Origin of the sequence: Mesorhizobium sp. M7A.F.Ca.US.002.01.1.1 (assembly GCF_004022955.1) — a bacterium.
GTDB classification, from domain to species: domain Bacteria; phylum Pseudomonadota; class Alphaproteobacteria; order Rhizobiales; family Rhizobiaceae; genus Mesorhizobium; species Mesorhizobium ciceri.
In genome coordinates this window covers 1-10,529 of record NZ_RZQE01000192.1, presented here as the reverse complement: position 1 = coordinate 10,529, position 10,529 = coordinate 1, and the positions used below count along the sequence as shown (strand labels likewise).

At 62.1% G+C, this 10,529-nt stretch carries 10 protein-coding genes; 6 read left to right on the top strand and 4 right to left on the bottom strand.

The features are described from left to right. Window positions 1-58 precede the first annotated feature (58 nt). Window positions 59-658 carry a superoxide dismutase gene (locus tag EN932_RS19080; RefSeq protein ID WP_013532667.1) on the bottom strand — a complete coding sequence of 200 codons (600 nt, stop codon included), beginning with the start codon at window positions 656-658 and terminating at the stop codon, window positions 59-61. 106 nt (window positions 659-764) lie between these two features. Further along, window positions 765-1,643 carry a branched-chain amino acid aminotransferase gene (locus EN932_RS19075; RefSeq protein WP_024505546.1) on the bottom strand — a complete coding sequence of 293 codons (879 nt, stop codon included), beginning with the start codon at window positions 1,641-1,643 and terminating at the stop codon, window positions 765-767. A gap of 157 nt (window positions 1,644-1,800) precedes the next feature. Between EN932_RS19075 and EN932_RS19070 the strand changes: the two genes are divergently transcribed. Then, window positions 1,801-2,463: a haloacid dehalogenase type II gene (locus EN932_RS19070; protein ID WP_024505547.1), complete on the top strand. Its 663-nt coding sequence runs from the start codon at window positions 1,801-1,803 to the stop codon at window positions 2,461-2,463. 170 nt (window positions 2,464-2,633) lie between these two features. Beyond that, entirely contained in the window at window positions 2,634-3,458 is an 825-nt protein-coding gene (locus EN932_RS19065) for a L,D-transpeptidase (protein ID WP_013532670.1), read from the top strand. Between the two features lie 35 nt (window positions 3,459-3,493). On the opposite strand, the gene EN932_RS19060 is transcribed toward EN932_RS19065, so the two are convergent. Continuing rightward, complete coding sequence (locus EN932_RS19060) at window positions 3,494-5,041, bottom strand: helicase HerA-like C-terminal domain-containing protein (protein ID WP_127368562.1); 1,548 nt, start codon at window positions 5,039-5,041, stop codon at window positions 3,494-3,496. A gap of 367 nt (window positions 5,042-5,408) precedes the next feature. On the opposite strand from EN932_RS19060, the gene EN932_RS19055 reads away from it, so the two are divergent. From EN932_RS19055 to EN932_RS19045, 3 genes are all read left to right on the top strand, one after another. Continuing rightward, window positions 5,409-6,851, top strand: coding sequence for a methylmalonyl-CoA mutase subunit beta (locus tag EN932_RS19055; RefSeq protein WP_024505548.1), 1,443 nt, complete (start codon window positions 5,409-5,411; stop codon window positions 6,849-6,851). Beyond that, the gene (scpA, locus tag EN932_RS19050; RefSeq protein WP_013532673.1) at window positions 6,848-8,971 is read left to right on the top strand and encodes a methylmalonyl-CoA mutase; all 2,124 of its coding nucleotides are present in this window, start codon (window positions 6,848-6,850) and stop codon (window positions 8,969-8,971) included. Before EN932_RS19055 ends, scpA begins: the two co-directional genes overlap by 4 nt. A 131-nt stretch (window positions 8,972-9,102) precedes the next feature. Next, on the top strand, window positions 9,103-9,255 hold the full coding sequence (locus tag EN932_RS19045) for a hypothetical protein (RefSeq protein ID WP_244514279.1): 153 nt from the start codon (window positions 9,103-9,105) through the stop codon (window positions 9,253-9,255). Between the two features lie 32 nt (window positions 9,256-9,287). On the opposite strand, the gene greA is transcribed toward EN932_RS19045, so the two are convergent. Further along, window positions 9,288-9,761 carry a transcription elongation factor GreA gene (gene greA, locus EN932_RS19040; RefSeq protein WP_013532674.1) on the bottom strand — a complete coding sequence of 158 codons (474 nt, stop codon included), beginning with the start codon at window positions 9,759-9,761 and terminating at the stop codon, window positions 9,288-9,290. Between the two features lie 121 nt (window positions 9,762-9,882). Here greA and EN932_RS19035 point away from each other — a divergent pair. Then, window positions 9,883-10,529, top strand: a 647-nt coding sequence (locus EN932_RS19035) for a TIGR03808 family TAT-translocated repetitive protein (protein ID WP_128368977.1), incomplete at its 3' end; no start/stop codon positions are given.

Below are 10,529 nucleotides of genomic sequence, written 5' to 3'. Positions count from 1 at the left end.
CTCTTGCGGGACGCAGAAAAGAAAAGCCCCGGGTGATACCGGGGCTTCTGGAAATCGATCACTTCGCCTTTTCGTACAATTCCAGGACATGGTCCCAGTTGATCAGGCTGTCGACGAACGCCTCGAGATATTTCGGCCGGGCGTTGCGGTAGTCGATGTAGTAGGAGTGCTCCCAGACATCGACGCCGAGGATCGGCGACGCGCCATGGACGAGCGGGTTTTCGCCGTTCGGTGTCTTGGAGATCGCCAGCTTGCCATCCTTGACCGAGACCCAGGCCCAGCCGGAGCCGAACTGTGTCGTGCCAGCGGCAATGAAGTCGGCCTTGAACTTGTCGTAGCCGCCGAGATCGCTATCGACTGCCTTCTGCAAGGCGCCCGGCAGCTTGTTGCCGCCGCCGCCTTTCTTCATCCACTTCCAGAAATGGATGTGGTTGTAATGCTGGGCGGCATTGTTGAAGAGGCCGGCATTCTTGCCGAACGACTGCTTGACCACCTCTTCGACCGACAGATCGCCCAAGCCGGCCTCGGCGGCGAGTTTGTTGCCGTTATCGACATACGCCTTGTGGTGCTTGTCGTGGTGATATTCCAGCGTCTCTTTCGACATGTAAGGCTGCAAGGCCTCATAGTCGTAAGGCAGAGCGGGCAATTCAAAGGCCATGGATAGTACTCCCTCGTGGAAAAATCCGGTGTCGATACCGGAGTAAGATAGGTCTGGAATGGGTTGGGACAACTCCGGATGAAGCGTCGATCGCCTTTTTATCCGCTCAAACAGCAGAAGTCGAATGCGCCCAATCCCAATAGAGTTCGCGCGCTTTTTTGGCCACCGGCCCGGGTTGCAGATTGCGATCCTCGATGCGCGTGATCGGCACCACCTTGGAATGGTTCCCGGTCGAAAAAATTTCGTCTGCTTCGAGGAAATCGCGCACCGACAGCGTCTTTTCCGTGGTCCTGAAGCCATATTCGCCGAGCAGCGCTATCGTGCGCGAGCGGGTGATGCCGGATAGGAAGGTGCCGTTCGGCGCAGGCGTAAAGACGTGGCCATCCTTGACCAGGAAGATGTTCGAGGTTCCGGTCTCGGCGACGTTGCCCAGCATATCGAGCACCATTGCGTTGTCGAAGCCGCGCATCTTGGCTTCGAGAATGGCCCTACCGTTGTTGGGGTAAAGGCAGCCGGCCTTGGCGTTGGTCGGCATGGTTTCAATGGTCGGACGCCGGAACGGCGACACGGTCACCGAAAAGCCAGTCGCCGGAATCATCGGTGATTCATAGAGGCAAAGGCAAAAGCGCGTCGAGGCGGGATCGGCCGGCACGCCCATATAGCCGCCATGCTCGGCCCAGTACATCGGCCTGATATAGACCGCCGTCTTGCCGTCGAACTTCTTCAACCCATCCCATGTCAGCCCGACGATCTTGTCGGCGCTCATGTTCGGCTTCAGGCCGAGCGCAATCGCCGAGGAATTCACCCTGGCTGCGTGGAAGTCGAGATCCGGCGCCACGCCTTCGAACCAGCGGCCGCCGTCAAAAACGCTGGTGCCGAGCCACATGGCGTGGCTGCGCGGCCCCAGAATGGCGACGTTGCCTTCGTGCCAATCACCATCGACGAAAGTCCATGTCGTGGATTGCGCCGCAGCCGCCAGTGTCATCATCTCGTCCCGTCTCAATCGGTCTCGTGTGACAGCCATTGGAAGATGCTTTGGCGGGCGCCGTCAACCGGCATCATGGAGTTTTGTTGAGGCCAGTGCCGGGGCGCAATGCAATCAAAGCTTGCACCTTGTCGCGCCTGCCCTCAAAACTGCTGTCATGCAATACGCCGCCTATGTCTTCGACGCCTATGGCACGCTGTTCGACGTGCATGCCGCCGTGCGCCGTCATGCCGACCGGATCGGGCCGGACGGCCAATTGTTGTCCGAGATCTGGCGCGCCAAACAGCTCGAATATTCCTGGGTGCGCACGCTGATGGGCGCCTATGCCGATTTCTGGCAACTGACCGAACAGGCGCTCGATTTCGCCTTGCGCAAGGTTCCCTCGGCCGACCCCGGTCTCAAGGCGATATTGCTGGATGCCTATTGGCGGCTCGATTGCTATCCGGAAGTGCCGGCCGTGCTCAAGGCGCTCAAAGCTTCGGGAGCGAGGCTGGCGATCCTGTCCAACGGCTCGCCAGAAATGCTGCAGGCGGCGGTCAAATCCGCCGCGCTCGACCAGGTTCTGGACGATATCTATTCCGTCGATACGGTGCGGCGCTTCAAGACCGATCCGGCGGTCTACGACATGGTCGCCACCGGCTGGCGCCTCTACCCCGGCGCGGTTTCCTTCCAGTCGTCCAATCGCTGGGACATTGCAGGCGCCACCAAATTCGGCTTTCGCACGGTGTGGATCAACCGCTCCAACCAGCCCGAAGAATACCGGGACTTCCCACCGGCCCTGATCCTGCCGTCGCTCGAAGCCCTTGTGCCCGGCAGCTAAGAGACCTGTGTCTCTGGCGCCACAGTAGCAGCCTGGTCACAGCTTCGCCTTTCTTTGCCCACGTTCGGGCCAGAATCGGAACCGCCTATCGCCCCAGGTGTTGTCAGGCACCCGCGTAACTGTCGGCGAATTCACGCTTTGTTGCGATTTGAGACTTAAAGAAGGCAACCATGTCCATAACTGAAATCGAATCTTTTCGCCTGAGCCGTCGCGGCTTTCTCAATGCCGCAGCCCTGGGCGCCGCTTCGATCGCGGTTTCCGCATGCGCCACCACCGGGCCGGGTCCGGTCGAGCCGCCGCCACCAACCTATGTCGAGCCGCCTCTGGCGGACTATGTGACGATGTATGCAGCAGTCAGCGACGGCGGCTTCGATTTGCCGGCCATCCCAGTCGACAAGATCGATCCGCAATTCCTGCGTCAGATCGTTCCCGACCCGACGGGACAGAAGCCGGGAACCATAGTCGTCGATACGACCGGCCACTTCCTTTATCTGGTTCGTCCAGGCGGTCAGGCGATACGCTACGGTGTCGGCCTTGGCCGCGCCGGCTTCGAATGGTCCGGCGACGCCGTCGTTCAGTGGAAGCAGAAATGGCCAAAATGGACGCCGCCGGACGAAATGATAGCCCGCCAGCCGGAACTGAAACCCTACAGCGCCGACAATGGCGGCATGCCCGGCGGCCTGAAGAATCCGCTCGGTGCACGCGCGCTCTATCTGTTCCAGGGCAATGTCGACACGCTCTACCGTCTGCACGGCTCGCCGGAGTGGCGCTCGATCGGCAAGTCGGTGTCGTCAGGCTGCGTGCGTCTGATGAACCAGGACATTATCGACCTCTATGATCGCGTGCCCTCGAAGACGCCGGTCATCGTGACCAGCGACGCCAGCCAACCCATGGTGGCGACGGCCAACCGACAGGCGATCCCGATCGATGCCGGCGTGCCGGACGGTTCGGTGCTGCTTGGACCGGTCAAGGCGATCACGAATTCGATTTTCTGAGCTGACTAGGCAGCGGCGGCGCCCGCTGCCTCCAGTCACCGCCCGCGCGACAAGCTCCCCAGAATGCCGCGCACGATTGCCCGACCGACCGAAGAGCCGACCGAGCGCACCACCGACTTGATCGCCGCCTCTGCGACCGTCTGGCGGTTGGACGGGCGCGGTGCAGATGTGCGCCTGCCACCGGATTGCGGCGCGGGATCGTCATTGCCGAAGCCCGGAATGGTCCAGCGCGAGCCGCCGTTGCCGGCCTGCTGGGCCTGCTCTTCGGCATCCTGCGCGTCCTTGGCCTTTTTCTGCAGCATTTCGAAAGCCGATTCGCGATCGACGGCCTGATCGTACTGGCCGGCGACCGGGCTTTCCTGGATCAGCTTTTGCCGCTCAGCGGCCGTTATGGGCCCAAGCCGCGAGGATGGCGGGCGGATCAGGGTCCGCTGCACCATGGACGGAACACCCTTGGCTTCCAACGTCGAGACCAGCGCCTCGCCAGTGGCAAGCTGTGTAATGGCGGTCATGCAGTCGAAATCGGGATTTGGCCGGAACGTTTCGGCCGCCGTCCGGACTGCCTGCTGCTCGCGCGGTGTATAGGCGCGCAGCGCGTGCTGGACGCGATTGCCGAGCTGGGCCAGGACTTTTTCAGGGATATCCAAAGGGTTCTGGGTGACGAAATAGACGCCGACGCCTTTCGAGCGGATCAGTCGGACGACCTGTTCGACGCGATCGATGAGCACCTTGGGTGCTTCGTCGAACAGAAGATGGGCCTCGTCGAAGAAGAACACCAGCTTCGGCTTGTCGGGGTCGCCGACTTCCGGCAGCACCTCGAACAGCTCCGACATCAGCCATAGCAGGAAGGTCGCGTAGAGCCGCGGATTCATCATCAGCTTGTCGGCGGCAAGCACGCTGATGGCGCCGCGTCCGTCGCGGGTGGTGCGCATGATATCGGCGATACGCAGTGCCGGTTCGCCGAAGAAGTTTGCGGCCCCCTGCTGTTCGAGGACCAGCAGCGTGCGCTGAATAGCCCCGACCGATGGCTTCGTCACGTTGCCATAGCGTGAGCCGATCTCGTCGGCGCGCTCGGCGATGTTGGCGAGCAGCGCCTGCAGGTCCTTCATGTCGAGCAGCAGCAGACCTTCCTCATCCGCCAGGCGGAAGGCGATGTTCATGATGCCTTCCTGCGCCTCGGTCAGGTTCATCAGGCGCGACAGCAACAACGGCCCCATTTCCGAGACCGTGGCGCGGATCGGATGACCCTGCTCGCCGAACAAGTCCCAGAAGATAACGGGAAATTCCTGGAAGTCATACGGATCGAGCTTGACCTGTTCGGCCCGCTTGACGAGGAAATCCTGTGCCGTGCCCATCATCGCGATGCCCGACAGATCACCCTTGATGTCCGCGCAGAACACCGGCACGCCGGCGTTGGAAAATCCTTCGGCCAGGATCTGCAAGGTGACGGTCTTGCCGGTGCCGGTGGCGCCGGTCACCAGGCCGTGACGATTCCCATATCGCAGCAACAACTGCTCGGCACGCTGATAGCTGTCGTCGGGCTTTCGGCTGGCGCCGATGAAAATACTGGTCTCGTCAGCCATATGTCCGGTCTCCGCAAACTGATGTGTCTAAAGCCAGTGGCCTTGCCGCAGGTATAGTGAGGCCATTGCACAGCGACAATGCCATTCGTCCAAATCGGGGCCATTCGTCCAAATCGGGGCCATTCGTCCAAATCGGGGCCATTCGTCCAAATCCGGGCCATTCGCCCAAATCGGCCCCATTCGTTCAGATCGGGTTTTTGGAGCTTGCGGATTTTGCCGCTGTTTGGCAATCGTCGTCCACGCGGACTGACCTATATCTGATGGATCGAATCCGGTCTCTGAAAGCGCATTGCATTGCGATATCGGACCGGGGACCGTAGACTGAACCGCTCCCGGCTGGTGCGGCCGCATGAAACGAGGAGGACGGATGGGCGCCGGAGCCTTGATCCAGGACGTGGAACCCGAGAACGCCGAGCGTCAGCGATGGCTCGCCTTGGCGGAAAAGGCATTGGCAGGCGCTTCCTTCGAGGAAAAGCTGGTCTCGCACAGCGATGACAACATCCGTATCGAACCGCTCTACGACCGCAGCACCGCGGCGGAACCGATCGTGCGTACAAACCCGAAATCGCCATGGATCGTCAGCCAGCGCATCGACGATCCGGACATCGACCGTGCCAGAAGCCAAGCGCTGGAGGATGTTGCACAGGGTGCCACGGGATTGTCGCTGGTCTTCGAAGGGGCGCCCAACGCGTTCGGCTACGGCTTGCCGAGAACGGCGGAGGCGCTGGAGGCGGTGCTGGACGGCATACCGCTCAACCGCATCCAGGTTCGCATCGACGCCCATCCCTGGAGCCGCGCCGTGGCCGACTGGTTGGTCGCGTTCCTGAGCAAGCGGCGATCGGACCCGGCAAAGCTCAACCTCTCCTTCGGCATCGATCCAGCGGCGATCTTCGCGGGAACCGGTCGGTTGCGCATGTCGATCGAGGCGCTGCAGGCCTCTATGCCACAGTCGCTGGCGCACTTCTTCGCGATGGGCGTTCCGGGCGTGCTGCTGGAAGCTGACGGGCGCGTGTTCCACAATGCCGGCGCCACGGAAGCGCAGGAACTTGGCATCATGCTGGCTTCGGCTGTCTCCTATCTCAGAATGTTCGAGACGGCGCGGCAGCCGCTTGTCTATGCCGCACCCCATATCGGTTTTGCGCTCAGCGTCGACCAGGACCAGTTGCTGTCGACGGCCAAGATGCGAGCACTGCGCAGGCTATGGGCGCGGGTGCAGGAGGCTTGTTCGATCCCGACATCCACCGCCAATATCCATGCCGAGACGTCGTTTCGCATGATGACGGCGATGGATCCGGAGACCAACATCCTGCGCACCACCATTGCATGCTTTGCCGCGGCGTGCGGCGGCGCCGATTCGATCTCCATCCTGCCGCACACGATCGCGCATGGTCTGCCGGCGGGTTTTGCCCGTCGTGTTGCCCGCAACACGCAGCTGATCATGGCCAATGAAAGCCATATCGATCATGTCACCGATCCCGCCTATGGTTCCGGCGCCGTCGAGGCGTTGACCGCGGAGTTGTGCGAGTTGGCCTGGGCGGAATTGCAGACGATCGAAGCCGAGGGCGGTGTCCTGTCCAGCCTTCAGGACGGACGCATCCAGAAGCGCGTCCACGCAGCTGCGGAGCAGCGCAATGCAGCCTACCGCACAGGCCAACGGGCCATCATCGGCACCACGCTCTATCCATCGAAAGACGAACGTCCGGTCGAGACGCTGGCGGCGGAACGGCGGCCGGCCTTCACCGAAGGCGTTGCCGTCTGCGAGGCGCTGTTTCCAGTCCGCATCGACCAATCGATCGGAGCCGGCTCTTGATCCCGGACTTCGGCCAGATCGGCTGGGTCCCGCCACGCCGCGCTCCCGTCGAGGTCAAAGGCCAGCGGACCACGCCGGAAGGGCTCGTCGCCAAGCATCTGTACAATCAAAGCGACCTCAAGGGGTTGCCGCATCTCGACACCTATCCCGGCCTGCCGCCCTTCGTGCGCGGCCCCTACCCGACCATGTATGTCCAGCAGCCCTGGACGATCCGGCAATATGCCGGCTTCTCGACGGCCGAAGAATCCAACGCATTTTACCGACGCAACCTTGCCGCTGGTCAAAAGGGCCTGTCGGTCGCCTTCGATCTCGCCACGCATCGCGGCTATGACAGCGATCATCCGCGCGTTGCCGGCGATGTCGGCATGGCTGGCGTCGCCATCGATTCCATTCTCGACATGCGGCAGCTCTTCGACGGCATTCCGCTCGGCGAGATGACGGTATCGATGACGATGAACGGCGCGGTGCTGCCGATCATGGCGCTCTACATTGTCGCGGCGGAAGAACAGGGCGTTGCGCAGAAAGATCTCGCCGGCACCATTCAGAACGACATTCTGAAGGAGTTCATGGTCCGCAACACCTACATCTATCCACCAAAGCCCTCGATGCGGATCGTGTCGGACATCTTCTCGTACACATCGAAGAACATGCCGAAGTTCAATTCGATATCGATCTCCGGCTATCACATGCAGGAGGCCGGCGCGACGGCCGACCTTGAACTCGCCTATACGATCGCCGATGGCATCGAGTATGCTCGCGCCGGCGTCGCGGCCGGCCTCGACATCGACCGCTTCGCGCCGCGCCTGTCCTTCTTCTGGGCCATCGGCATGAATTTCTTCATGGAAGTCGCCAAGCTGCGGGCCGCGCGCCTGTTGTGGGCGACCCTGATGCAGAAGAATTTTTCGCCCAAGGACGAGCGCTCGTTGTCGCTGCGCACCCATTGCCAGACTTCTGGCTGGTCGCTGACGGCGCAGGATCCCTACAACAACATTGTCCGCACCATGATCGAGGCAATGGCTGCAACGCAGGGCCACACCCAATCGCTGCACACCAATTCCTTCGACGAGGCGATGGCGCTGCCGACCGACCATTCGGCGCGGATCGCCCGCAACACCCAGCTCATCCTGCAAAAGGAATCCGGCACCACGCGCATCATCGACCCGTGGGGCGGTTCGGCCTATCTTGAACGGCTGACGCATGATCTGGCGGCGCGCGCGCTTGCCCATATCGAGGAGGTCGAGGCGCTCGGCGGCATGGCGGCGGCGACCGAACAGGGCATTCCCAAGCTGCGCATCGAGGAAGCTGCCGCGCGCACGCAGGCGCGGATCGATTCCGGCGAGCAGATGCTGGTCGGCGTCAACGCCCATCGGCCCGAGACCGACATCGAGGTCGACGTGCTGAAGATCGACAATGCCGAGGTCAGGGCCCGGCAATTGTCGAAGCTGCAACGGCTGAAGGGCACGCGCGACGTCGCCGCCGTCGAAAGCGCACTCGATGCGCTGACCCGTGCCGCGCAAGGCAATGAAAACCTGCTGGAATTCGCCATCCGAGCCGCGCGCGCCAATGCAACGGTCGGCGAGATTTCATTCGCGTTGGAAAGGGCGTTTGGGCGCCACGTCGCTACGGTGCAGACCATTTCCGGCATCTATCGCAAGGCGCTTGGCGATCATCCCGTGGTCGACGGGCTGCAGGACAAGCTTGACGCCTTCGAGAAGAAGACCGGCGGCAAGCCGCGCATTCTCGTCGCCAAGATGGGCCAGGACGGCCACGACCGTGGCCAGAAGGTCATCGCTACGGCCTTCGCCGATCTCGGCTTCGACGTCACCGTCGGCGCGATGTTCCAGACACCGGATGAGATCGCCAGGCTGGCGGTCGCACAGGACGTCCACATCGTCGGCGCCTCGTCGCTGGCGGCGGGACATCTGACGCTGATCCCCGAACTGCGCGACGCGCTGAAGAAGCTCGGTCGCGGCGACATGCTGATCGTGGCCGGCGGCGTCATCCCACCGCAGGACTATGACGCGGTGCGGCAAGCCGGCGCTGCCGAGATCTTCCCGCCGGGCACAGTCATTCCAGAGGCAGCGGATCGCCTGCTGGACCGGCTGCTGGCCACGGACTAGGACTGCTGCATCTCTGAAAAGGTTGTGCTAGACTGACACTGCAACCAAGGTGCGGTAACCGTGAAGACGACCATCCACAAGCTCGACGACGGATCAGATGCCCTGATCTTGCCACGGGAATGCTGGACAGCTTGAATCTGCAATCGGGCGATCAGCTCCAGATCATCGAAACTGATCACGGCATCATTTTAAGACCGGTGGCCGACAGGTTCGAACGGCAGATGAAGGCCGCGCGCGAGGTCATGGACAAATATCGGGTCGGGCTTCAGAAACTCGCCAAATGACGCGCCAATCAGTGCGGCGGATTTGAGACGTCCTAGCTCTCGGAGAGCTTGACGATTTCCCATTCCTTGCCGTTGACGCTGGCCAAGTCGCCGATCTTCTTGCCGAACAGGGCGACAGCCATTGGCGAAACATGCGAAATGCTGCCCTTGGTGGGATCAGCCTCGTCCTCGCCGACGATCTTCCAATGCACCTTCTTGCCGTCATCGCTCTCGATCGTGACGCCCATGCCGAAGCGCACAACGTCACTGCCCGGCTCCGGCACCGAGAGTTCGGCGCTTTCGCGCCGGGCGGTCCAGTAACGCAGATCGCGCGACACGACCGCTATGCGCTCGCGGTCGGCTTTGCGTTCGGCCTTCGCCAGTATGTCGCGCAGATCGGCCAGATTTTCCTCGATCTGCGCCAGGCCGCGTTCCGTCACCAGATTGCGATGCTGGCTGACCGGCCGCTCACCGACACCGGCGATGGCATTTTCGCTGTCTTCCTCGCGGGTGAAAGCTCTGCTCATTTCCTGAACTTAGGCCCGCAGAGGCTGCTCGACAAGCCATTGTCGTTTCCGTCCAGAGGAGAGGCAAACCGTCTGGCACGATTCCTGCGACGCCAAGGTTGAACGCTGGGATTCTGTGCCGATGTTGAACAGACGAACGCTGCTGACTGGAACCGCCGGCTTTGCCGTCATGGGCCTTGCGCTCGGCAAGGCGGTAGCCGCAAGCTTGAGCGGCATCGAGAAAGCCTCGATGCGCGGCTCGATCAATGCCACCGAACTCGGCGTGCAGCCCGGCACATCAGACGATCAGAGCAAGGCCTTCGCCAAACTGCTGCGTGACGCAAACAGCCGCGACATGCCGGTGTTCCTGCCGCCCGGCACCTATGTCGTCTCCAATCTTTCGCTGCCCGGCCGCGTACGTCTTTCCGGCGTGCCGGGCGCGACGCGCATCGTTTACGGCGGTGACGGCCACCTGTTCATGGCCGAACAGGCCGACCATATCGAACTTAGCGGACTGGTCTTCGATGGTGCGAACCGCGCGATGGGCGATTACACGCAAGGGCTGCTCGATCTGCGCCGTGTCGCGCACCTCGCCATCGACAATTGCCAGATCACCGGCAGCGGCAAGAACGGGCTGGCGCTGGAACACGCGATCGGCCGGATCGAGCGCTGTGAGATATCGGGCGCCGCCGATGCCGGCATCTATTCGGTCGAAGCCGGCGGGCTGGCCATCACGGGCAACACCGTTTCCGACTGCGCCAATGGCGGCATCCTCGTACACCGCTGGCA

Bases quoted from the DNA above. Each gene is read 5' to 3' on its own strand.
- EN932_RS19080 (WP_013532667.1), bottom strand. From the start codon at position 658: ATGGCCTTTGAATTGCCCGCTCTGCCTTACGACTATGAGGCCTTGCAG.
- EN932_RS19075 (WP_024505546.1), bottom strand. From the start codon at position 1,643: ATGACACTGGCGGCTGCGGCGCAATCCACGACATGGACTTTCGTCGAT.
- EN932_RS19070 (WP_024505547.1), top strand. From the start codon at position 1,801: ATGCAATACGCCGCCTATGTCTTCGACGCCTATGGCACGCTGTTCGAC.
- EN932_RS19065 (WP_013532670.1), top strand. From the start codon at position 2,634: ATGTCCATAACTGAAATCGAATCTTTTCGCCTGAGCCGTCGCGGCTTT.
- EN932_RS19060 (WP_127368562.1), bottom strand. From the start codon at position 5,041: ATGGCTGACGAGACCAGTATTTTCATCGGCGCCAGCCGAAAGCCCGAC.
- EN932_RS19055 (WP_024505548.1), top strand. From the start codon at position 5,409: ATGGGCGCCGGAGCCTTGATCCAGGACGTGGAACCCGAGAACGCCGAG.
- greA (WP_013532674.1), bottom strand. From the start codon at position 9,761: ATGAGCAGAGCTTTCACCCGCGAGGAAGACAGCGAAAATGCCATCGCC.